This window comes from Streptomyces sp. NPDC048637 (genome assembly GCF_040650675.1).
GTDB lineage: Bacteria > Actinomycetota > Actinomycetes > Streptomycetales > Streptomycetaceae > Streptomyces.
In genome coordinates this window covers 148,618-172,372 of record NZ_JBEZHQ010000004.1, presented here as the reverse complement: position 1 = coordinate 172,372, position 23,755 = coordinate 148,618, and the positions used below count along the sequence as shown (strand labels likewise).

The following is a 23,755-nucleotide window of genomic DNA, read 5'->3' as shown; positions in this document are numbered from 1 at the left end:
ATCCCCCGCATCCCCTTCACAGCGCTCGTGATGGCAGCCGTCGCCGCCCTGCTGTCCGCCCTGATCGGGCCGGCCGCCGCGCAGGCGGCGCCCGGTGAGAGCAGACCCGTCTACTCCTACGACCGCGCGATACGCGAATCGGTCTGGGTGGACACACGGCTGGACGGCGACGCGGACGGGAGAACCGACCGCGTCGCCGTCGACATCGTGCGGCCCGCCGAACCCGCACAACAGGGCCGGCGGATCCCCGTGATCATGGACGCCAGTCCTTACTACTCCTGCTGCGGGCGCGGTAACGAGAGCCAGAAGAAGACCTACGACGACCGGGGCAGGCCGGTCGGATTCCCGCTCTACTACGACAACTACTTTGTGCCGCGCGGCTATGCGACGGTCCTGGTCGACCTCGCGGGCACCAACCGCTCGGACGGCTGCGTCGACGTCGGCGGCCGCTCCGACATCCGGTCCGCCAGGGCCGTCGTCGACTGGCTCGGCGGCAGGGGCCGCGCCTACACCGCCCGGACGGGAGGTGAACCCGTCACGGCCGGCTGGTCCAACGGCAGCACCGGAATGATCGGCAAGAGCTGGGACGCCACCATCGCCAACGGCGTCGCGGCCACCGGCGTCAAGGGGCTGAAGACCATCGTCCCGATCGCCGGCATCTCCTCCTGGTACGACTACTACTTCGCCAAGGGCGCCCCGCTCTACGACTCGGGCCCCGACTCCCTCGCCGACGCGGTCGACAGTCCCGAGGCGCGCAAGCGCTGCGCCGCCGTGCAGAAGAAGCTCGCCGACGGCGCGCCCCGTACCGGCGACTGGACCGGTCTGTGGAGCGAGCGCGACTACGTCCGCAACGCGGGCAAGGTCCGCGCCAGTGTCCTCATGGTGCACGGCATGCAGGACCTCAACGTCCGGACCCGGCACGCCGGACAGTGGTGGGACGCGCTCGCCCGGCACGGCGTCGAGCGCAAGATCTGGCTCTCCCAGACCGGGCACGTCGACCCCTTCGACTACCGGCGGGGCGCATGGGTCAAGACCCTGCACCGCTGGTTCGACCACTATTTGCTGGGCTACGACAACGGCATCGAGCGCACCCCGGTGGCCGATATCGAGCGCGCGCCCGGCAAGTGGTCCACCGACCCGCAGTGGCCCGCTCCCGGCACCGCGCCCACCACGCTGCGGCCGCGCGGCGGCACCGCGCCCGGCGTCGGTGTGCTGGGGACCCGTAAGGCGCCGCAGGGCGCGACCGAGACCTTCACCGACGACCCGAAGCTGAGTGAGGCCGACTGGGCGGCCCGGATCGATGCCCCGACAGCCGCCAAGGCCGGGTTCCGCACCGGACCGCTGCGCGCGCCGCTGCGGCTGTCCGGCTCCGGCACGGTGACCGTGACCGTCACCCCGAGCACCTCGACCGCCCATCTCTCCGCCGTCCTGGTCGACCTCGGCCCCGACACCATCCGCAACTACGCGGCCGACGGCGAGGGCATCACCACCCTCGACCGGCGCACCTGCTGGGGCGCCGGAACCACGGGCGACACCGGCTGCTTCAAGGAGACCGCGGCCGACACCCAGAAGGTCGCCCACACCGTCTTCAGCCGCGGCTGGGCCGACCTCGGCAACTATGCCGACGCCCACAAGGGCCGCCCGCTCACCCCCGGCAAGCCCTACACCCTCACCCTGGACCTGGCCGCGAGCGATCATGTGGTGCCCGCCGGGCACCGGCTCGCGCTCATCGTGGCCGGCACCGACGCCGGTCTGATCGACCCGCCCGCGTCCACGCCGAAGCTCACCCTCGACCTGTCCCGCACCTCCGCCGCACTGCCGCTGACCGGCGGCGCACCGGCCTTCGTACGGGCCACCGCAGGCGCACCGCGGCATCCGGACGGGGCGGCACCGCTGGACGGCATCGCCCCGCCGCGCTCGATCAGCCGGCTGCCGGCCGTGGGATGACCGCCCGGGGCCGCCCCACCGCGGGCGGCCCCACCCGGCCGGACCCGGCCCCACCCCACCTCCACCGCTCATCCAAGGGAGGCTCCTCCTCGTGATACCCCGCTCCCGCCGCCTCGCCGTGGTGCCGCTGGCCATCGGGCTGACGGCCACCCTCGGCGCGACCCCGCCGGCCGCTCCCGCCGACACCGCAACCCCCGCGCCCCGTACGGGATTCGAGACCAGCCATGGCGCCCGCTGGACCGGCCAGGCCGAGGAACAGGATTTCCTCAGGGCCGTCGACCGGGGCTCGGCGCGCGTACGGGTCGACCGGATCGGCACCACCGGGCAGGGCCGCCCGGTGCAGCTCGTCCGGATCGGCGCCCCCGCCCCCGAACGCCCGGCGCAGGTCCGCCGCGGCAACTCCGTCCTGCTGATCTGCTCACAGCACGGTGACGAGCCCTCCGGGCGCGAGGCCTGTCTGACCACCGTGCGCAATCTCGCCTACGCCAAGGATGCGGCGACCCGGCGCTTCCTGGAACGCACCAGCGTGCTGGTCGTACCGACCGCCAACCCCGACGGCCGGGCCGCGGACACCCGGGGCAACGCCGACGGTACGGACATCAACCGCGACCACATCGCCCTCCGGACCGCCGAGGGCCGCGCGATGGCCGCGGTCATCCGCGACTACCGCCCCGACACCATCTACGACCTGCACGAGTACGGCCCCACGGTCCCGTACTACATGAAGGACGTGCTGACGCTGTGGCCGCGCAATCTCAACACCGCGGACGGGGTGCACCGCGAAGCGGGCGCGCTCGCCCAGGACTTCGTGCGGCCCGCCGTCCACCGGGCGGGCCTCTCCACCGGCGTCTACGGCATCTGGACCGACCCGGAGACCGGTGACCCCGTCAAGCAGGTCGCCGGCGACGGCCAGGAGCGGATCCTGCGCAACACCGCGGGTGTCAAGGGCTCGGTCGGACTGCTCGTCGAGACCCGGGTCGATGCGCTCACCGACGCCGAGCAGGCCGACCCCGCACTCAACAACCGGCGCCGGGTGGACTCCCAGCTGGCCGCCTTGGACGGCGCCTTCACCTTCTTCGACCGGCACCGGTCACGGATCGAGGCGGCCACCGCTGCCGCCCGGCTCGCGGGCTACGCAGATCACGGTTCGGTCTACCTCGGCGGCGCGGATAACGAACCGGCCACCGACGACCAGATCCTGGTCCGTCCGCCTTGCGCCTACCGTCTCGACGAGGGACAGTTTGCCCAGGTCAGGGAAGAACTGGTGCGGCATGGAGTGATATGGCGTCGAGACCGTGACGGCGTCGTCGTGCCGCTGCGCCAGCCGCTGCGGAAGCTCGTTCCGCTGCTGTTGGACCGGCGGGCCGGTTATCACCTTACGGTCGCGACGCCCCTCAACGTCTGCCGTCGTGTGGTAGGGGGTAACGGGTAAGGAAAATATGGCCCATTGAAAGGTTGACACGTGTCGGACACAGACAGAAAGTCCGGAGATGGGGGTGGAACGTCACCCGTGACGGATCTCCCCGACGGCCCGCAGCAGAATGGGCCCCCACAGACCGACCGTGTGGTCTTCGGAGTGACCGCGCTGCTCACCCTCGCCTTCATCGCCTGGGGCGCGTCCTCCACCGAATCCCTCAAGAACGCATCGACCTCGATGCTGGACTGGGTGATCAAAAATCTGGGCTGGGCGTTCGTGCTCTCCGCCTCCGCGTTCGTGATCTTCGCGATCTGGCTTGCAGTGAGCAAATACGGACGGATCACTCTCGGCAAGGAGGGCGAGGAGCCCGAATTCCGCACCGTGTCATGGGTCGCGATGATGTTCAGCGCGGGCATGGGCATCGGCCTGATGTTCTACGGCGTCAGTGAGCCGCTGGGGCACTTCGCCACCCCGCCGCCGGGCACCGATCCCCAGGACGCCGCCCAGGCGATGGACACCGCGATGGCCACGACGCTGTTCCACTGGACGCTGCACCCGTGGGCGATCTACGCGGTGGTGGGTCTGGCCATTGCTTACAGTTGCTTCCGGCGGGGGAGGCGGCAGACGATAAGCGCGGTGTTCACGCCACTGATCGGCTCCCGGCGGGCGAACGGCTGGGGCGGCCGGGTCATCGACATCCTGGCCATCTTCGCCACCCTCTTCGGCTCGGCGGCCTCGCTGGGGCTCGGCGCGCTGCAGATCGGCAGCGGCATCAAGGTGCTGGGCTGGATGGACAGTGTGAGCACCACCCTGCTGGTCGGCGTCATCACCGTGCTGACCATCGCCTTCATCCTGTCCGCGGTCTCCGGCATCGCCAAGGGCGTCCAGATGCTGTCCAACATCAATATGGTGCTGGCGCTGATTCTGGCGGTCTTTGTGTTCGTCGTCGGACCGACCATTCTCATCCTCAATCTGCTGCCGACCTCCCTCGGCTCGTTCATCGGCGAGCTGCCGCAGCTGGCGGGACGTACGGAAGCCAGCAGCGGCGACGAGGTGGGTGGCTGGCTGCGCAGCTGGACGGTCTTCTACTGGGCGTGGTGGATCTCCTGGACGCCCTTCGTGGGCATGTTCATCGCCCGGATCAGCCGCGGCCGGACGATCCGGCAGTTCATCGGCGGGGTCATCCTCGTGCCGAGCGTGGTCAGCCTGGTGTGGTTCGCGGTGTTCGGCGGCTCGGCCATGAAGCTCCAGGAATCCAAGCAGCTCAGCGGGTCGAGCACCCCCGAAGGCCAGCTCTTCGACGTGCTGCACCAGTACCCGCTCGCCACAGTCACCAGCATTCTGGTGATGGTCCTGGTCGGCATCTTCTTTGTGTCCGGTGCCGATGCCGCGTCCATCGTCATGGGCACGCTCTCGCAGAAGGGCACCTTCGAGCCGACCCGGCTTGTGGTGATCTTCTGGGGGGTGGTGACCGGTGCGGTCGCCGCGATCATGCTGCTGATCGGCGGCGGATCGGGCGATGCCCTGACCGGACTCCAGAATCTGACGATTCTGGTCGCGGTGCCCTTCATGGTCGTGATGATCGCCATGTGCTGGGCGCTGATGCGCGATCTGCGCAGCGATCCGCTGATCGTGCGTGGCCAGAAGGGTGAGGAAGCCGTCGAGCTGGCCGTGATCGCGGGCCATGAGCAGTACGACGGTGACTTCGAGTTCCAGATCGGTCCCGGCAGTAACGGGGACGGTGACGGTGCCGGCGAGGACAGCGGCGCCGGAGTCAAGGCCGACAGCTAGGCCGGTTCCGGTGCGTCACCGTGCGGACCGGGTGCGTTGCCGGTCCGGCGCCGCACGATGACGAAGGGGCCTGCTCGCGGCCGGAAGGTCGCGAGCAGGCCCCACGCCTGTACCGGGCCGGTTACTTCTTGAAGCCGTAGTCCATCAGCTTCTTCGCGTCGGCGGTGCGGTTCTCCACCGAGGAGGAGGCGAGAACCGTGCCGATGACCGTCTTGCCACCCCGGGTGGCGGCGAAGACCAGGCAGTACTTGGCCTCCGGGCCGGAGCCCGTCTTGATGCCGAGGGTGCCCGAGTAGCTGCCGAGCAGCGCATTGGTGTTGGTCCACGACATGTTGCGGTAGCCACCGCTCTTCGTCGTGGCCTTCTGCGTGGTCGACTTCGTCTTCACGACCGTACGGAACGTGGAGTACTTCATCGCGTTGGAGGCGAGCTTGGTCAGATCACGCGGAGTCGAGTAGTTCGCGCCCTTCCCGATGCCGTCGAACGAGTCGAAGTGCGTGTTCGTCAGGCCGAGCGACTTGGCCGTGGAGTTCATCTTGCCGATGAACGACTTGACCCGCGCGTCCCGGGTGGAGCCGCTGCCGAACTTGTCGGCCAGCGCGTACGCCGCGTCGCAGCCGGACGGGAGCATCAGCCCGTACAGCAGCTGGCGGACGGTGACCTTGTCGCCGACGATCAGCCGGGCCGACGAGGCCCAGTTGTTGTCGACGATGTAGTCGCTGTACGCCTTCTGGACCGTCACCTTGGAATCAAGGTTGAGGTTCGGCTGTCCCAGCACCACCCGTGCCGTCATGATCTTGGTGGTGGAGCCGGTGGAGCGGCGGGTGTCAGCGGCCTTGGTGAAGAGACTCTTCCCCGTGCCGTTGTTCATCACGAAGCCGCCCTTGGCGGCGATCGTGGGGGTCTTGAGCGTAGCGGCCTGCGCCGGAGCGGTGACTGCCCCGGCGGTCAGGACGGCTCCCGCGGTGACGACAACCGCGGATACGCGACGAATGCCCTTAATGCCGTTTTTCAAAATGGATACTCCAAATACCCCTGCAGTGCGGCCATATAGGAATGGCGCTTGCTCATGAGACGCATGAGACGGGCGAATGGATGCGCGCTCCGGGCGGAAAATTCCGCTCGTTCGCGCGCTGCTGGACCGATCGGGCGGGTTTCCGGCCTGGCATCGGTGTATTCCCCCAGGTGGACACGAGTGTGACTACGGAGAGAACGGCCAGGAGCGGACAGAGATACGGATTCGCGGCGGATTCGCGGCGGATTCACGGCCAGGAGAAGGCCACGCCGTGGTTACCGGCGCACCGGTCCGCGGTCCTCCCGGACGGCCCGCACCCTCCGCAGCACCTCGTCCGCGCACCCCCACGCCACGGTCACGCCCGCACCGCCGTGCCCGTAGTTGTGGAGGCACGGTACGCCGCCGGAGAGCCGCTCCACCGCCAGCCGCACCGCCGGGCGGGCCGGGCGCAACCCCACCTTGTGCGCCAGGACCCGGGCCCGCGCCAGCTCCGGGAAGCGCCGCGCGCAGCGCGCCACGATGGCCTCCGCCACCGCCGGATCGGGCTCCCGGGACCAGGCGTTCTCCCGCGCCGTACCCCCCAGCACCAGACCGTACGGCTGCGGCAGCAGATACGTGGTGTCCGCCGCCCCCGCGTCGGCGGCCACATGCCACTCGTCGATGCCGGGGTTCTCGACGATCACCAACTGCCCCTGGACCGGCTGGACCTCCGGATCGGGCACGAGCTCGCGCGCGCCGAGCCCCGAGCAGTTCACGACCATGTCCGCCGCTGCTCCGGCCTCTTCCAGCGAGGTGACCTCGCGCCGCTCCACGGCCCCGCCCGCGGCCGTCAACCGCTGTTCCAGGTAACGGAGATGGGCCGGCATGTCCACCAGGGGAGTACGGGCCCGCCACCCCGCCTCGTAGCCCTCGGGGAGTTCCTCCGCCCGCGCCCGCCGCAACCCGGGCACCGCGTCGTACCAGGCGGCCAGACCGTCGTCGGCGCCGTCGCCCGCCTCCGCCGATGCGCCCCGGCCGCCGCCCGTCGTGGCCGTCATCGTGCCCGTCACCATCCGGGCGCCCGTCTCCTCCGGGCGCCGGGCGAGTGCGGCGAGCACCTGGAAGGAGCGGACGGACCACTCCACCGCCCGCTCGTACGGCCGGATGCGGTACGGCCAGCACAGCCCGCCCGCCACCGCCGAGGTCGTGTCGTCGGCCGCGTCCCGGCTCAGTACCCGTACCCGGTGCCCGTCCTCGGCCAGTGCGATCGCCGACGTCAGCCCGATCACGCCACCGCCGACCACCTGTATGTCCAGGCCCTCCGTATTGCTCGTCATGCCGGGACGCTAACCGGTCGGGCGGGCGCGGAAAAGGGGAGGACAGCAGGCGAGCGGCGTCCTAGCCTGGTGCGGCCGCGCCGGAACGGGGCGGCTTCGGAGAACAGCCGGGCCGGGTGACGGTCCGGACGACGATGGCTCGGGCGCGCCGCCAAGCGCCCTGGATGATGCAGACATTGCCGCAGTTCCGCACCGCCACCAAGGGCTTCCGGAGGGCCGCCTCCGCAGAGCGATGAGCGGCCGTGCGCGGCGCCGGGGGCCCGCGCCCGTGCCGTCGGCCGCGCCCGCCTTCCGCACCCGTACCCCCGGCGAACTCCGCCGCACCCGGCGGCCGCGCGCCCACTCGTGCTGGGACCACCTCTACGCCGCACCGCTGTGGCCGCTGCACGGCGCCAACCTCGGCACCCTGCTGCGCACCTGCGATGCGGTCGGCGCCTGTCTGACCGTGCCGCGGTTCCCCTGGGTGCCCGAGGCGCTGGAGCGCGGCAATACGCTCCGCAGACCCGCCTGTGTGCACTGGACCGGTGATCCGGTGGGCTGGCTGGAGCGGCAGCGCGCACGGGGGCTGCGCGTGGTGGGGGTGGAACTCGCCGACGAGGCGGTACGGCTGGCGGATCTGCCGGCGGCGCGCGAGCCGACGGTGATGGTTCTCGGGCACGAGCAGCACGGGATTCCGCCCGAGGCACTGGATCTGCTGGACGAGGTGGTGGAGATCCCGATGGTCGGGACCGGCGCCAGCCTGAATGTGGCGGTGGCGGGGTCGCTGGTGCTGTACCGGCTTGCGGGGCTGTGGTGAGCCGGGGCCGGTGGACGGGACGGTGTTCCGGTGACGGGCGGCGTCCACCGGGACGGGCGGAGCGGGAGAGGGCGTCCGGTGCGGAGCCGGGCCGCCCGCCCGCCATGCGTTCTTGATCTTGCGGTAACCCCGCGGCAGTGGTGTGGACCATTCCGGACCTTAGGCTGGTAGCAGCACCGTTGGCCGATGTCGCCCCTCGGATCCCGCTTGTCGTCCGTCCGTACGCCGTCGTCTGAGGAGGCTCATGCTCCGCGCGCCGCGCGCCGTGCCCGCCTGGCTGGCCCACCCCTTCCGCTGGCAGCGGCTGCCCGTACCCTGGGCGGCCGTTGCCCGCGGTGCGCTGTGTGCGGGGCCGCTGCTGGGCGCGGGTATCGCGACCGGCCACCCGGCGCCCGGCGTCCTGGCCGGACTCGGCTCGATGCTCGCCGGGGTCAACGACCGTCCCGGCACCCGGCGCACCGGCATCGTCCATATCGGACTGCCCGCCCTCGCCTCGTCGCTCGGCATGCTGATCGGCGCCTCGCTGCGGGCGGCCGACGCGGGCTGGTGGCTGATTCCGGCGCTGTTCGCCGTCGGCTTCCTCTCCGGTGCGGGCAGCGTGGCCGGGCCGGTGCGCTCCAACGCCGGGATGCAGATGCTGGCCACCACCATCCTGGGCGCCGGGATGCCGCTGCCCGGCGCGCCCTGGGCGAAGGCCCTCTATGTCCTCGCCGGCTGCCTGTGGCTGCTTCTGCTGCGGCTCGTCCTGCGCTCACCCCGTCCCGCGGGCGGTGCGCTCAGCGGCGAGCGGGCCGCGGTCGCCACGGTCTTCGACGCGCTCGCCGACGCCCTGAGCGCGGTCGGCGGGCCCGGTGCCGAGCCCGCCAGGCGCCGGCTCACTGCCGCCCTGGACCGTGCCGACGAGGCCCTGCGGCTGCGCCGCCTCACCAGTCGGCTGCTGCGCGGGCCCGCCCGTACGGAAGAACGGCTGCTCACCGAGCGGTTCGCCGCGGCCACCGCGCTGTGCGAGGCCAGCGTGGCGCTGCTGTGGGAGGCCCGCCCGCTGCCGTCCCGGGTGGCGGAGAGCCCCCGCAGGTTCGCCGAAGCCCTGCGCACCGGGCGGCCGCCGGGCCGGCTGTCCGCCCCGGAGACCAGCACCGCCGCGCGTGGCGCCTTCGACCAGGCCCTGCTGGACGCCGTGGTCGCCTTCGCCCGGCGGGAGCCGGAGTCGCCGCCGCGGGCGGAGCCGGCACCGTCCCCGCCGGGCCGTCCCGCCTGGGTGGCCCGGCCCGTGGCCGTGGTCCGCGGGGCGCTGGGTGCCGTCGGCGGGCGGACCCGGCGCGGGCGCGGCCTGTTCGGGCCGGCCGGGCGGGACTACGGACTGCGCGTCGCCGTCTGCATCGCCGCGAGCACCGCCGTGGCCCTGATGCTCCGCGCCGAACACTGGTACTGGCTCCCGGTGACCGTCACCTTCCTCGTCAAACCGGACCTGGGACCGCTCTTCTCCCGTACGGTCAACCGCTTCGCCGGGACCGTCGCGGGCGTGCTGGTCTTCGCCGGGGCGGGCCTGCTGCTGACCGGTTGGTGGTGGCCCGCACTGGTGGCGGGCGCGGGCGGTGCGCTGCTGCCGTTCGCCACCCGTCACTTCGCCCTGCAGACCGTCGCGATCACCCTCATGGTGCTGTCGTTCGTGTATGCCGGCGGCGATCCACAGGCCGCCGCCGAGCGGATCGTGGACACCTCCATCGCCTGCGGGATCGTCCTTGTCGTCGGACATCTGCCACGGCTCGCCGACCCGCGCCGCCGGGTCGGGCATCGCGTCACCGCGGCGCTGCGCAGCACCGAGCAGTTCCTGCGGCACGTACTCGAGTCGGAACCGAGCACGGACCCCACCCGGCGGCTGGCGCTGCGCCGCGCGGCCTACCGGGCGCTGGGGGAGGCCAGAGCGGCGGCGGAGACCGCCGCGGCCGAACTCGTCGCCGCCCGCGACCGCAACCCCGACTGGCTGACCGTCGTCACCGCGGCCGAACGCATCGTGGACGCCGCGACCGCCTGTGCGGTCCGCCTCGACCATGGCGCGCACCGCCCGAGCAGGGCCGAGGCCGAGGGGCTGTGCCAGGCGCTGTCGGCGATGGCCGACGCCCTGGAGGACCCGCGCCGGCCGCCCGAGGGCGGCCTGCCCGGCCCTGACCTCCCGCCGGTTCCGGACTGCGCCACGCTCACGGATGTGGCCGTGGAACTGGAGCGGATCCGGGGGTACGCGGGGACGGGCTGAACCGAGGCCCGCAGTGGGCGCGAGCCGTCCTGCGCCGGGAGAGGGAGCGGGCGCGGCTCCCGCAGGGCCGTCACGGAAGGGGCCACCGGCGGCTCATCCGACCCGTCGGCCGTCCGCCGATTCGCCGGCTGCCCGGGGGCAGGACGCGGGGGCGTCCGTAGGAGACGGCCGGCCCGAACCGTCCGGGGCGGTGACCGGCCCACCGCGCGTCACCCGGGCCAGGCCCGCGACGACGAGGGCGAGCGCCGTCAGGAGGGCACTCACCCACAGCGGCGAGCGGTGGCCGAGGCCCGCGGTGAGCGCGGCGCCGCCGCACCAGGGGCCGAGCGCCGCGCCCACGTTGAGCGCCGCCGTGGCGAACCCGCCGCCCAGGGTCGGTGCCCCGGTCGCCGCATAGAGGACCTGCGAGACGAGGGTGGAGCCGACGGCGAACGACAGCGCCCCCTGGACGAAGAGGAGTACCAGGACGGCCACGGGATTCCCGGCGGTGAGCGCACTCGCGATCCAGCCGGCGAGCAGGGCCGGTCCGCCGATCACCAGGAGCCGGACGGGCCGGGCGTCGGCCAGGCGGCCGCCGGCGCTGACCCCGGCGAACGCGCCCAGGCCGAAGAGCGCCAGCAGGGCGGGCACCCAGCCGGCGCGGAATCCGGTGACCTCGGTGACCAGTGGTGCGAGATAGGTGGAGGTGCAGAAGGTCGCGCCGTTCACCAGCGCGCCGAGGAGCAGGAGCACCACGAGCCGGGGGCTGCGCAGGGCGCGCAGCTGTGCGCGTACGCGGGGACCGCCCTCGACGGACCGCGGTGCGGAGCCTGCCGGTACCGACCACAGGATCGCGAGGATGGCGGGTACCGAGAGCAGGGCCACCGCCCAGAACGCCGAGCGCCAGCCGCACAGTTCACCGAGCAGCGCACCGGCGGGCACGCCCGCGACACACGCCAGGGTGGTGCCCCCGAGCAGGACGGAAGTGGCGCGGCCCTTGGCGTCGGGGGCGGCCATCGAGGTCGCGGTCGCCAGCGCCACCGCCAGGAAACCGGCGTTGGCCAGCGCCGCGACGACCCGGGTGGCCAGCAGGACCCCGTAGTGAGGGGTGACCGCGCCGAGGACATGGACGAGCAGGAACGTGACCAGGAAGGTCAGCAGCGCACGACGGCGGGACCAGCGCAGGCTCAGCAGGGCCAGCAGCGGTGCGCCGATCACCATCCCCACGGCGAAGGCCGAGGTCAGGGCGCCGGCGTCGGCGATCGAGACAGGGAGATCACGGGCGATGTCCGGAAGGAGGCCGGACAGCATGAACTCGGAGGTGCCTTGGGCGAAGACCGCAAGGGCGAGCAGATAGAGAACGCAGGGCACAGCAACACTCCGCAACCACATGGTGGATCGACACGGCGCGGCGGCAGGCGCAGCGGTGCCCATGGCGAGGCGAAGAGAGACCGTCCAGCCGGGCACGCGTGGCTGCCGCGCGAAAGTACCTGGGGCGTCACGGAAGTGACGCATAGTCAGGCGAGGAAAAGCCCGTACTTCGGCGATCCGATGGCAGGGGAATGTGCCGGGTGGCGCGGCGCGACAACGAGACGGCGCGACCGTGAGACAGCACAAGGAGCCACCGGACGACCGGTGGCTAGCGTCTGGACGCCTCGGGGCTGGACATGCGGGCAGATTAATCGAGCCGGCCGGCCCCGTCCACGCAATTCGGCGACGGCAGCCGGCGGCGGCACCGCCGACTGCCTTGCCCTACCGCCTCAGCCGCGGGGTATCAGTGCGAAGACCTCGATCCAGAATCGCTGGGCATCGCTCGATGCGCCCACCAGATAGGTGGAACGCAGCTTCGGCGGGAGCAGGGCCACCAGCCGGGCCACCGCCGCTTGATGCTGCTTCAGCTGGGACAACTCCGCGTTGGCCAGGACCTGGTGGACCAGATCGCTGTCGTTCGAGCCCTCACTCGAGGTGCGCGCCGCCGTCCGCAGCCGTGCCTCCCAGGCGTCGACCTCCTGGGCCAGCTCCCGCAGACCGGTGACGGGGCGGTTGCTGAGCCGGTCGAGCAGGGCGGTCAGCGGCACCGGAGCGTATTCGCCGTCGCCGAGATAGACCGTGCCCATCTCCAACGGCAGCCCCCGCTGGTGGAGTTTGATCAGCCGCTCGATGGTGCGCTTGGTGATCCAGGCCCGGCCGTCCTCGTCGATGTCGTGCTTCCACCACTCCAGGACCGTCTCGGCGACGGCACCGTACTTCGCGATCAGCCACTCGTTGGCCGGGATGTCGCCCGGCTCGATGGTCAGCGAGGCGGTGAAGCGGGTCGCCTGCGCGATGTTGTTCCGGGCGACCAGGAGCTTGCGGCCGAGGTGGTACGGGGGATTCTGCACCGCGATCTGCGCCCGCAGATTTTCGATCCGGCGCCCGGCCAGCGACCACTCCTGAGTGATCTCCATCAGCTTGGCGAACGCCGCCTTGTCCTTGGGGCGGTTGTACTCGTCCCAGACGATCACCTTCGGCTCCGGACCCAGGAACGAGCCGGCCAGGAGATTGTCCAGTGAGCCGTCGGTGGTCGGGATCGGCGCACAGAGGTCTTCGACATTGGTCACCGGCATCGAGAAGTACAGCGGCTCGCGCCCGTCGAGGCCCTCGCGGACGGTCTCGCGGACCAGCTCCGTCTTGCCGCACCCGGGCGGCCCCTGCAGCAGCACCGACCAGCGGTTGCGCAGCGCCGCGCGCACCACGGCGCGCACCGGATCGGGGATCGTGGCGGGGTTGGCGGCGCCCACCGCCGCCGCGATCCGGTCCAATATCTCGGTCGTACGGTCCTTGCCCGGCTTGCCGTTGTCCTTCTGCTCGGCCAGCCGCAGCCGCTCGCCGTTGACCAGCGGCAGCCCCCAGCGCAGCGGGAAGCCCTCCTGGGCATTGGCCAGGATGTGGTCGAGGGTGCGCGGGGAGAGCAGCTCACGCAGGGCCGGGGCGAGGGTGGCCCACAGGGTGAAGACCTCGCGCAGATCCCAGTCGCGGTACTTCGCCGCGAGCTGGTGCCGCCAGGACGTGTCGTTGGCGGTGATCCGGATCGTCACCATGCGGTCCAGGACGGCCAGATCGCTGCGCCGGGCCGCCGTTTCCGCCAGCGATTCATTGTCCGTCAGGAAGACGCCGATGCAGCCGAGCTCCCGCAGGTCGTACTCGCCCAGTGTCCAGTTGCAGGCGATCTGCATCAGCTGCGACTGGATCGTCGCACCCGCCTGCAGCGAGTCGTCGATCAGCAGCACGAACGGCCTGCCGGGCCGCAGCTGGCTCATCACCAGCTGCCGCAGCACCAGTTCCCCGCTTCCGGCGTCGCGCACCGGCGCGTTGGCGAGCAGATCGTCTGGGGTGAGATTGGCGGCCGGCACGAAGACCAGCTCGGCATCGGGGTACGCCTTGGGCAGATGGGAGAAGAAGGTGGCCGTCTTGCCGATGCCGTGCTCGCCGAAGATCTGGCCGGTCTGACCCATGTCGATCATCGCGTCGAGGAACGACTCCAGCCGGGACACCCCCGTCCAGCCCTCCGGGGGCTCGGGGTAGGTGGCGCTGGGCCGCCATCCCGCGGGGCGGGCCGGCGGGGTCTGCGCGGTCGCCGCGGTCACCATGGGTGGTGCGGTCGCCGCGGTCACCATGGGCGCCGCGGTCGGCGTGGTCGTGCTCATCGGTCTCCTGTCGTCACACGGTGGCAGGCCATCGGCGGGGTGTGGTGGTCGGGCCAGTCGTCGCCGCCCGCCGTGATCAGCCAGATCCATTTGTCCGGCTCGGCGGGGGTGAGGTGCGGGGCGTAGCCGTCGGTGAGCATCACCACGGCGTCCGGTATCTCCTCGAAGTGGCGGCCGTCGACCGGCGTGCGGCCCTCGACGTAGTCGGCCACCGCCTGGAAGCTCGTGCCCCCGCCGCCGTAGACCCGCTCGCCGGGGCGGAACGGCATCACCACGGCGTCGAACGACAGCCAGTGGGCGGCCACCCCGTCGATCGCGCCCACCAGCTCCGTCAGCCAGCCGACCACCGAGTCGGGCATCGAACCCGAGGTGTCATACGCGATCACGAGGTTCTTCTCCCGCACCGGGCCGCGCCGCGAAAGCATCGGATCGTGGCCCAGTGCGGCCAGCAGCGCGCCGCGCTTCTTCGGATAGACCAGCCGCTCGCCCTCCCGCAGCTTGGATGCGAGGACATCGACCAGCCAGCGCTGCCACCAGTCGACCTTCGCCGTCCGCGGGGTCGCGCCGCGCAGCGCCCCCGCGCCCAGCCGCCCCCACACCCGGGTCGCATGCTCCGAGGTGCCGTCCGTACGGTCCATCAGATCGAGCAGCTCCCGCTCCGCGCCCGGGTGTCCGCGCCGCGCCGCGAGCAGGGAGTTCACCAGCGCGGAGGACACCGTCTCGTCGAGGGTCCGCTGATCGCCGTCCGCCGTCTCCGGGTCCGTGAGATGGGCACAGGGCACCGTGGGGACGGGGGGCTGCCGCATGCGCTTGAGCTCGGAGAACACGGTCATGTCGGTCTCGACGAAGGCGGCATAGCGGAGCGGTTCGAGCCCCTGGGCCGTCAGATCGGCGGCATAGTCCCGATGGATCTCGCGCGGGTCGACGCCCGTGGGCCGGCCGTCCAGCTGCGGCAGCTCCTTGCGGCCGAGCCGTACCAGGGCGACATGGTTGATGGCGACCTCGGCGGCGAGCGTGAAGACCGGGTCGGCGCGCAGCTCGGGATCGGCGAACAGATGGCGGTGCACCAGATGCCGCGCCTCGTGGAAGAGGACGAACTTCACGCCCTCCAGGCCCAGTCGGACGAAGAAGCCGGGGTTGTAGAGCAGCGGACAGCTGCCGTCCCCGGAGGCCACCACGGCAGCGGTCGCCACGGCCGTCGTAGGGATCTGGTGGTGGCACTTCGCATAGATCCAGGACGCCACCACGGAATCCGTCAGCCCGAAATCCAGCAGCGCGGCTTCCTTCAGCCGCCGCGCCTCCGCGACCACTTCCGGATCCGCCGGCCGCCAGGCCTCCAGGGCCCGCCGGTCGGTCAGGTCGACCACCGGCCGGTGCCCCGCCGTCGTCATGTCGTACGCCACGTCCCGCCCCCGTTCTCAGCTGCCTCCTTTGGTATCAGGAGGCACTGACAACGGATCATGGCGGGCGGTGAATGAGGTGGGTGGCGGCCGGGGGACCGGCGGCAGCGGGACCCGGCCCGCCGCCGCCGGACACCGGCATGTTCCTCAGCGGCCGCCGCGGTCCTTGCCCAGGAGCCCGGCCCGCCGCAGGGCGTCCGCCATCGCGTCGTTGGCCGGTCCGGCGTCGCGGCCGCCCCGGCGGTCCCCGCCGCGCGGACTGCCGCCGCCCTGCCGCTGCCGCGGCGCGCCGCCCCGGCCGCCCTCGCGGGGTCCGCCGCCGTTGCCGCCCCGGCTGCCCTCGCGCGCTCCGCCGCCGTTGCCGCCCCGGCGTTCGCCGCCGCCGCGCCGCTCGCCGCCGCCGGCCGACGCGCCCTTGCCGTGCTCGTCGTCCAGCCGCAGCGTCAGCGAGATCCGCTTCCGCGGAATGTCGACATCGAGCACCTTCACCCGCACGATGTCGCCCGGCTTCACCACATCCCGGGGGTCCTTGACGAAGGTCTTCGACATCGCCGAGACATGGACCAGACCGTCCTGGTGGACGCCCACATCCACGAACGCCCCGAAGGCGGCGACATTGGTCACCACGCCCTCCAGGAGCATCCCCGGCTGCAGATCGCCGATCTTCTCCACGCCCTCCTTGAAGGTCGCGGTCTTGAAGACCGGGCGCGGGTCGCGGCCCGGCTTCTCCAGCTCCTGCAGGATGTCGCTCACCGTCGGCAGACCGAAGGAGTCGTCGACGAAGTCCGCGGCCTTCAGGGTGCGCAGCACCGTCGTGTTGCCGATCAGCGAACCGACCCCGGCACCCGCCGACTTCACCATCCGGCGCACTACCGGGTACGCCTCGGGGTGCACGCTGGAGGCGTCCAGCGGGTCGTCGCCGCCCCGGATCCGCAGGAAGCCCGCGCACTGCTCGTACGCCTTCGGGCCGAGCCGTGCCACGTCCTTGAGGGCCTTGCGGGAGCGGAACGGGCCGTTGTTGTCCCGGTGCGTCACGATGTTCTCGGCGAGGCCGGAGCCGATACCGGAGACCCGCGAAAGCAGCGGCGCGGACGCGGTGTTGACGTCCACCCCGACACCGTTCACACAGTCCTCGACCACCGCGTCCAGCGAACGCGACAGCTTCACCTCGGACAGATCGTGCTGGTACTGGCCCACGCCGATCGACTTCGGGTCGATCTTGACCAGCTCGGCCAGCGGGTCCTGCAGCCGGCGGGCGATGGACACCGCGCCCCGCAGCGACACATCCAGCTCGGGCAGCTCCTGCGAGGCGAACGCGGAGGCGGAGTACACCGAGGCACCGGCCTCGGAGACCATCACCTTCGTCAGCTTCAGCTCCGGCTGGGCGGCGATCAGATCGGCCGCCAGCTTGTCGGTCTCGCGGGACGCGGTGCCGTTGCCGATCGCGATCAGCTCGACGTCGTGCTCGCGGGCCAGCTTCGCCAGCGTGGCCAGCGAGGCGTCCCACTTCTGCTGCGGTACATGGGGGTAGATGGTCTCCGTGGCGGCCACCTTGCCGGTCGCCTCCACGACGGCGACCTTCACGCCCGTACGGAAACCGGGGTCCAGGCCCATCGTGGCGCGCGTACCGGCGGGCGCCGCCAGCAGCAGATCGCGCAGATTCGATGCGAAGACCCGTACCGCCTCGTCCTCGGCGGCCTGCCGCAGCCGCAGCCGCAGATCGATCCCGAGGTGCACCTGAACGCGTGTGCGCCAGGCCCAACGGACGGTGTCCTGCAGCCACTTGTCGCCCGGACGGCCCCGGTCGGTGACCCCGAAGCGGTGCGCGATGGACTGCTCGTAGGAGCTCGGCCCCTCGGTGGCTGCCGACGGGCCCTCCGGCTCCAGGGTGAGATCGAGGATCTCCTCCTTCTCGCCGCGGAACATCGCCAGCACCCGGTGCGAGGGCAGTTCGGTGAACGGCTCGGCGAAGTCGAAGTAGTCGGCGAACTTCGCGCCGGCCTCCTCCTTGCCCTCGCGCACCTTCGCCGCGACCCGCCCGCGCGACCACATGCGTTCGCGCAGCTCACCGATCAGGTCGGCGTCCTCGCCGAACCGCTCGGTCAGGATGGCCCGCGCGCCCTCCAGGGCGGCGGCCGGATCGGCGACGCCCTTGCCGTCGTCCACGAACGCCGCGGCGGCCGCGGCCGGTTCCACCGACGGATCGCTCAGCAGCCCGTCGGCGAGCGGCTCCAGGCCCGCCTCCCGGGCGATCTGTGCCTTGGTGCGCCGCTTGGGCTTGAACGGGAGGTAGATGTCCTCCAGCCGCGCCTTGGATTCGGCGCCGCGGATCTGCGCCTCCAAGGCGGCGTCCAGTTTGCCCTGGGACCGTACGGACTCCAGGATCGCGGTCCGCCGCTCCTCCAGCTCCCGCAGATAGCGCAGCCGTTCCTCGAGCGAGCGCAGCTGCGCATCGTCGAGCATCTCGGTGGCTTCCTTGCGGTAGCGCGCGATGAACGGGACGGTCGAGCCACCGTCGAGCAGTTCGACCGCGGCCTTCACCTGCCGCTCCTTGACGCCGAGCTCCCCGGCGATCCTCGCTTCGATGGACCCGAGGGCCCCGATGGGCTCAGTGGATGCCGTCACGTTGATCCAGACCCGCCTTCCAGCGCTTGCTTGAGCCTGCATTGTGCAGGGTGGCGGGCCGGACTGTCGCGCCGCCCAGCCGCCGGGGTGTCCGTGAAGTGCCCTCGTCCGCCCGGAAGCCGGGCGGGGCGTGGCGGACACCCCGGGCGCCGGGGTGCGCGACGGCGTACCCACACCCCGGCGCCCGCGGGGCGTTGCTCCCCGAGAGAGGCTTACGCACCAGAACGTGTCATCACGTGCCGGATCACTTGCCGAACAGTGCCGCGGGGAACGCCCCGGCGTCCATGGCGGTGGTGGTGAAGCCGGTCGCCAGCTCGGTGAGCCGGGCCACGCCCTCGGCGCCCAGGTGCTCGTACGGGGCCCGGTCCAGCCGGTCGGTCTTCCGCTCCAGCTCCTTGCGCAGCAGGACTCCGGCCTCGGTCAGCTCGCCCCCGTCGTCCAGGAGCCCCCGCGACCGCAGCCGCTCCTGCGCGTCCTGCCAGTCCTCCTCCGACCAGCCACGGGTCGCCAGCACGCCCTTGTGGCTCATTCCCCGGCCACTGGCGGTGTGGGTGACCAGCGCCTCCAGCCCGTCCAGTTCGGCGTCCAGCAGCGCTATCAGGTGGCCGTCGCCGCGGTGTTCGCGCAGCAGCGTCGCGGCGTGCCAGTAGGCCAGGTGCGGGGCCTCCGGCACCGGCAGATCGGCGTGCGCGGCGTACAGCGGCCGGGCCCGGCGGGTGCAGGCCTCGGCGGCGCGCAGCGCCAGCTTCGCCGCCTCCGCCATCTCCGGCGAGTCGACCGCCTCGGGGCCGAGCAGCCGGCGCAGCGTGGCGTCCGTGGCGCGCAGCCGCGCGTCGAGCACGTTCTGCGGTGTGGTGACCGTCCAGACGTGCGGGACGTGCTGGGCGATGAGCTCGTGCTTGAAGTTGTAGAAGGTGGCCGTGACGGTGCCGGGGCCCACGGCACCCATGGCCGCGCCGCGGCAGGCGAAGTAGCAGGCGCTGCGGTTCTCGATACCGAGCTTCGCCAGCTCCTCGGACAGCTCCGGCGCGAAGTAGTGCGTGGAGTGGAACGGGTTGACGACGTTGTGGCAGGTGCGGCCGGCCTTCTCGGGCAGTGCACTGGAAGAGGTCATGGGGGCAGGGTACCGACCCGTCGGTATGGGGAAATTCCAGGGGCCCGGACACCGGTCGTCGCCCGGCCGCCGGCCGTCCGGACGCCGCGGCGGGCGCACCCAGCGGCCGCCGTGCTGGGCGCCTTCGCCCCGTGCAGCCGGCCCGCCGCCCGATGGCAGGAAAGGTGGGTTTTCCGTCATTGCCGCCATCCCCGCCGCTGTCCAGGATGGACGGTATGGAACAGCGCGAAGTGCTCGTCGTTCTCTTCGACGGTGTGCAGGCCCTCGATGTCTGTGGACCGGTCGACGTCTTCAACGGTGCGGCCCAGGGAGTGCCGGGTGCCTACCGGATCCGCACCGCCAGTCTTGACGGTGCTCCGGTCCGCACGACCAGCGGGCTGACGCTCGTTCCCGACCAAAGCCTCGCCGCCGCCACGGCGCCGCACACCCTGCTGGTCCCCGGAGGCCAGGGCACCCGTACCCCCGACCCCCGGCTGATCGACTGGCTGCGTGACAACGCCCCCCGCGCCCGGCGGAAGGTCTCGGTGTGCAGCGGAGCGCTGCTGCTGGCCGAGGCCGGGCTGCTGGACGGCCGCCGGGCGACCACCCACTGGATGCTCTGCGGCACCCTCGCCGAGCGCTTCCCCGCGGTGCACGTCGAACCCGAGCCGATCTATGTACGGGACGGCGACCTGGCCACCTCCGCGGGCGTGACCGCCGGTATCGATCTGGCGCTGGCCCTGGTGGAGGAGGATCTCGGCCGGGACCTCGCGCTGACCATCGCCCGGCACCTGGTCGTCTTCCTGCGGCGTCCGGGCAACCAGACCCAGTTCAGTGCCCAGCTCGCCGCCCAGACCGCACAGCGCCGGCCACTGCGCGACGTCCAGCAGTGGATCACCGAGAACCCGGAGGCGGACCTCTCCGTCGACGCCCTGGCGGAGCGCGCGAGGCTCTCCCCGCGGCACTTCGCCCGGGCGTTCCGCGAAGAGACCGGCATGACGCCGGGTCGCTATGTCGACCGGGTCCGGCTGGAGGCCGCCCGCCGGCGCCTGGAGGACACCACCGACGGCATCGAGCAGGTGGCGCGCCGCTGCGGCTATGGCACCCCCGAGGCGATGCGCCGCGCCTTCCTCCGTGTCCTGGGCGCCTCCCCGGCCGAATACCGCCGCCGCTTCCGGCCGGCCGGCGCACCCGTACCCACCGCCTGAACCACGCCGGCCGCCACGAACCCACCGCGCCGGCCGCCACCCACCGACGACAGGAACCGGATATGCAGCTCGCGATCCTTCTCTACGACCGCTTCACCACGCTGGACGCCATCGGCCCCTACGAAACCCTCAGCCGACTGCCGGGAGCGGAGGCCGTGTTCGTCGGCGAGCGCACCGGCCCGTACCGCGATGACCTCGGCTCGCTCCGGCTGCTCGCCGATGCCACGCTGGCCGAGGTCACCGCGCCGGACCTCCTCGTCGTGCCCGGCGGCCCGGGGCAGCTCGCGCACATGACGGACGGCCCGCTGCGCGAGTGGATCCGCGCCGTGGACGCCCACACCACCTGGACCACCTCGGTGTGCACCGGTTCGCTGCTCCTCGGCGCCGCCGGACTCCTCAAGGGGCGCCGGGCGACCTCCCACTGGCTGGCCCTGGACCAGCTGCCCGGCCTCGGCGCCGAGCCGACCGGCGAGCGGGTGGTCTTCGACGGCAAGTACGTCACGGCGGCCGGTGTCTCGTCCGGTATCGACATGGGGCTGGCGCTGGCCGGCCGGATCGCCGGGGACACCGTGGCCCAGACGATCCAGCTCGGCATCGAGTACGACCCCCAGCCGCCCTATGACGCCGGCTCCCCGGACAAGGCGCCGGCCGAGGTCACCGCGGCGCTGCGGGAGCGCGGCCGGACCGTGCTGGCCGGGCAGGAGTAGCGGCGGCAGCCACCGCCCGGCTCCCCGGCGCCCGCCCGGGTGTCAGCCCGTGGGCCAGGTGAAGCGCGGCGCCCTGCGCTCCAGGAAGGCGGCGGCACCCTCCGTGGTGTCGCCGCTCGCGCGCGCCTGCCCGGCCCAGTACGCGCCGCGCTCCTCGGCCTCGGCAGGTGGTACGTCCCAGGTCCCGTTGGCCAGCTCCTTCGCCGCGGTCTGGGTCAGCAGCGACCGGCTCGCGAGGACGGCCGAGAACTCCGCCACCCGCTTGCCCAGCTCACCCTCGGCCAGCACCTCGTCCACCAGGCCCGTACGCAGCGCCCGCGCACAGTCGATCAACTCCCCGGAGAACAACAGGTACTTGGCCGCGGAGAGCCCGACCAGCCGGACCAGCCGCCGGGTGGCGGACGCCGGATAGGCCACCGCGAGCTTGGCCGGCGTCACCCCGAACAGCGCACCCTCCTCCGCGAACCGCAGATCACAGGCGGCCGCCAACTGGGCACCGCCCCCCACGCAGTAGCCGCGTATCGCCGCCAGCGTCGGCCCGGGGAACGCCGCCAGCGCCTCCTCGGCCGCCACCGCCAGGCCCTGCGACTCACCCGCCGCATCCCGCAGCGAGCCGATGTCCGCACCCGCGCAGAACGTCCCGCCGTCGCCGGTCAGCACCAGCGACCGGACGGAACGATCGCCCGCCAGCCGCTCCAGCAGCGGCGGCAGGTCCCGCCACATCTGCACCGTCATCGCATTCCGCTTGCCGGTGTTGCTGATGGTGACGGTTACTGTGCCGTCGCTGACATGCGTCTTCAGACCGGGTTCCATGCCCCGGATATTAGAGCGACCGCCAGGGGCCCGGCCGGATACGATCGGCGGCCTGATGTCAGCAACTCTCGTCGCCAAAGATCTCGCCGCCGGCCACGGCGAGCGCGTCCTGTTCTCCGGCCTCGATCTGGTCGTCGCCCCCGGGGATGTGATCGGCCTCGTCGGCGCTAACGGGGCGGGCAAGTCCACGCTGCTGCGCCTTCTGGCCGGTCGGGACACCCCGGAGGAGGGCACGCTCGGGCTCAGCCCGCCCACCGCGACCGTCGGCCATCTCCCCCAGGAGCCCGACCGCCGTCCGGGCGAGACCGTACGGGCCTTCCTCGCCCGCCGCACCGGTGTCGCCGACGCCCAGCTCGCCCTGGACACCGCCACCCAGGCGCTGGTCGAGGAAAAGCCCGGCGCGGACGACGCTTATGCCACCGCGCTGGAGCGCTGGCTGGCACTGGGCGCCGCCGACCTCGACGAACGCGCCGAGGAGACCGCCGCCCAGCTCGGCCTGACCATCGGCCTCGACCAGCCGATGACCACGCTCTCCGGCGGCCAGGCCGCCCGCGCCTCGCTCGCCTCACTGCTGCTCTCCCGTTACGACATCTTCCTGCTGGACGAGCCGACCAACGACCTCGACCTGGACGGCCTCGGCCGGCTGGAATCCTTCGTCACCGGGCTGCGCGCCGGCACCGTCCTGGTCAGCCACGACCGCGAGTTCCTGACCCGTACGGTCACCCGCGTCGTCGAACTGGACCTGGCCCAGCAGCAGGTCAACACCTACGGCGGCGGCTACACCTCCTATCTGGAGGAGCGTGAGCGCGCGCGGCGCCATGCGCGTGAGCAGTACGAGGAGTACGCCGACACCAAGGCCGCGCTGGAGACCCGCGCGCACACCCAGCGCAACTGGATGGAGAAGGGCGTCAAGAACGCCCGCCGCAAGGCCCCGGACAACGACAAGATCGCCCGCAAGGGCCGGGTGGAGGCCACCGAGAAGCAGGCCGCCAAGGCCAAGCAGACCCAGCGCCTGATCGAGCGTCTCGACGTCGTCGAGGAGCCGCGCAAGGAGTGGGAGCTGCGGATGGAGATCGCCGCCGCGCCCCGGGCCGGCGCGGTCGTGGCCACCCTGCGCGGTGCCGGGGTCCGGCGCGGCGAGTTCCGCTTCGGCCCGGTGGACCTGCAGATCGACTGGGCGGACCGGGTCGCCATCACGGGCCCCAACGGCTCCGGCAAGTCCACTCTCCTCGCCGCCCTCCTCGGCCGGCTCCCGCTGGACGCCGGGCAGGCGACGCTCGGCCCCGGGGTGGTGGTCGGCGAGGTCGACCAGGCACGCGGGCTGTTCTTCGGCGACGATCCGCTGATGGACGCCTTCCGGGCCTCCGTACCGGATCTGTCGCCCGCCGATGTGCGCACCCTGCTCGCGAAGTTCGGGCTGAAGGCGGCGCATGTACTGCGCCCGGCGCGCACCCTGTCGCCGGGGGAGCGGACCCGGGCCGCTCTCGCCCTCCTCCAGGGCCGCGGGGTCAACCTCCTCGTCCTGGACGAGCCGACCAACCATCTCGACCTGCCGGCCATCGAACAGCTGGAGTCCGCGCTCGCCTCCTACCCGGGCACCCTGCTGCTGGTCACGCACGACCGCCGGATGCTCGAAGCGGTCCACACCACCCGCCGGATCGAGGTCGACGCCGGACGGGTCACCGACCGGGCGGTGTGAGGACACCGG

16 protein-coding genes are annotated in these 23,755 nt (G+C 72.1%); 8 read left to right on the top strand and 8 right to left on the bottom strand.

Annotated features, from left to right (window positions below):
* The first annotated feature begins 30 nt into the window (after positions 1-30).
* The 3 genes from AB0C46_RS08180 (at position 31) to AB0C46_RS08170 (ending at position 5,155) form a co-directional block, all read left to right on the top strand.
* A complete protein-coding gene (locus tag AB0C46_RS08180) occupies positions 31-1,947 on the top strand; it encodes a Xaa-Pro dipeptidyl-peptidase (RefSeq protein ID WP_362827010.1) in 1,917 nt (638 codons plus the stop codon).
* Between the two features lie 139 nt (positions 1,948-2,086).
* Positions 2,087-3,379: a M14 family metallocarboxypeptidase gene (locus AB0C46_RS08175; RefSeq protein WP_362827009.1), complete on the top strand. Its 1,293-nt coding sequence runs from the start codon at positions 2,087-2,089 to the stop codon at positions 3,377-3,379.
* A gap of 78 nt (positions 3,380-3,457) precedes the next feature.
* Positions 3,458-5,155, top strand: coding sequence for a BCCT family transporter (locus AB0C46_RS08170; RefSeq protein WP_362826660.1), 1,698 nt, complete (start codon positions 3,458-3,460; stop codon positions 5,153-5,155).
* Between the two features lie 121 nt (positions 5,156-5,276).
* Here AB0C46_RS08170 and AB0C46_RS08165 read toward each other — a convergent pair whose 3' ends face one another.
* Together AB0C46_RS08165 and AB0C46_RS08160 are read right to left on the bottom strand one after the other, a co-directional pair.
* A complete protein-coding gene (locus tag AB0C46_RS08165; RefSeq protein WP_362826658.1) occupies positions 5,277-6,170 on the bottom strand; it encodes a D-alanyl-D-alanine carboxypeptidase in 894 nt (297 codons plus the stop codon).
* 275 nt (positions 6,171-6,445) lie between these two features.
* Positions 6,446-7,486, bottom strand: a complete 1,041-nt coding sequence (locus AB0C46_RS08160) for an FAD-dependent oxidoreductase (RefSeq protein WP_362826656.1) — start codon at positions 7,484-7,486, stop codon at positions 6,446-6,448.
* A 268-nt stretch (positions 7,487-7,754) separates the two neighbouring features.
* On the opposite strand from AB0C46_RS08160, the gene AB0C46_RS08155 reads away from it, so the two are divergent.
* Positions 7,755-8,282 carry a TrmH family RNA methyltransferase gene (locus tag AB0C46_RS08155; protein ID WP_362826654.1) on the top strand — a complete coding sequence of 176 codons (528 nt, stop codon included), beginning with the start codon at positions 7,755-7,757 and terminating at the stop codon, positions 8,280-8,282.
* Between the two features lie 244 nt (positions 8,283-8,526).
* Entirely contained in the window at positions 8,527-10,536 is a 2,010-nt protein-coding gene (locus AB0C46_RS08150) for an FUSC family protein (protein ID WP_362826652.1), read from the top strand.
* Positions 10,537-10,629: 93 nt separating this feature from the next.
* Here the strand turns inward: AB0C46_RS08150 and AB0C46_RS08145 are convergent, their stop codons facing one another.
* The 5 genes from AB0C46_RS08145 to AB0C46_RS08125 all read right to left on the bottom strand — a co-directional run bounded on the left by AB0C46_RS08145 (position 10,630) and on the right by AB0C46_RS08125 (position 19,340).
* A complete protein-coding gene (locus AB0C46_RS08145; protein ID WP_362826650.1) occupies positions 10,630-11,886 on the bottom strand; it encodes a Cmx/CmrA family chloramphenicol efflux MFS transporter in 1,257 nt (418 codons plus the stop codon).
* 389 nt (positions 11,887-12,275) lie between these two features.
* The gene (locus AB0C46_RS08140; protein ID WP_362826648.1) at positions 12,276-14,201 is read right to left on the bottom strand and encodes an ATP-binding protein; all 1,926 of its coding nucleotides are present in this window, start codon (positions 14,199-14,201) and stop codon (positions 12,276-12,278) included.
* Entirely contained in the window at positions 14,198-15,592 is a 1,395-nt protein-coding gene (locus AB0C46_RS08135; RefSeq protein WP_362827008.1) for a hypothetical protein, read from the bottom strand. Before AB0C46_RS08135 ends, AB0C46_RS08140 begins: the two co-directional genes overlap by 4 nt.
* 156 nt (positions 15,593-15,748) lie before the next feature.
* A complete protein-coding gene (locus tag AB0C46_RS08130; RefSeq protein WP_362826646.1) occupies positions 15,749-18,226 on the bottom strand; it encodes a Tex family protein in 2,478 nt (825 codons plus the stop codon).
* A gap of 244 nt (positions 18,227-18,470) precedes the next feature.
* A complete protein-coding gene (locus tag AB0C46_RS08125; protein WP_362826644.1) occupies positions 18,471-19,340 on the bottom strand; it encodes a hypothetical protein in 870 nt (289 codons plus the stop codon).
* A gap of 215 nt (positions 19,341-19,555) precedes the next feature.
* Here AB0C46_RS08125 and AB0C46_RS08120 point away from each other — a divergent pair, with 215 nt between their 5' ends.
* Both AB0C46_RS08120 and AB0C46_RS08115 read left to right on the top strand, forming a co-directional pair.
* On the top strand, positions 19,556-20,527 hold the full coding sequence (locus AB0C46_RS08120) for a GlxA family transcriptional regulator (protein WP_362826642.1): 972 nt from the start codon (positions 19,556-19,558) through the stop codon (positions 20,525-20,527).
* A 62-nt stretch (positions 20,528-20,589) separates the two neighbouring features.
* Positions 20,590-21,234 (top strand): DJ-1/PfpI family protein, encoded by a 645-nt coding sequence (locus AB0C46_RS08115; RefSeq protein WP_362826640.1) that lies wholly within the window; start codon positions 20,590-20,592, stop codon positions 21,232-21,234.
* 42 nt (positions 21,235-21,276) lie between these two features.
* Here the strand turns inward: AB0C46_RS08115 and AB0C46_RS08110 are convergent, their stop codons facing one another.
* Positions 21,277-22,047, bottom strand: a complete 771-nt coding sequence (locus AB0C46_RS08110) for an enoyl-CoA hydratase-related protein (protein WP_362826639.1) — start codon at positions 22,045-22,047, stop codon at positions 21,277-21,279.
* A 55-nt stretch (positions 22,048-22,102) separates the two neighbouring features.
* On the opposite strand from AB0C46_RS08110, the gene AB0C46_RS08105 reads away from it, so the two are divergent.
* Complete coding sequence (locus tag AB0C46_RS08105) at positions 22,103-23,746, top strand: ABC-F family ATP-binding cassette domain-containing protein (protein ID WP_362826637.1); 1,644 nt, start codon at positions 22,103-22,105, stop codon at positions 23,744-23,746.
* Positions 23,747-23,755 lie beyond the last annotated feature (9 nt).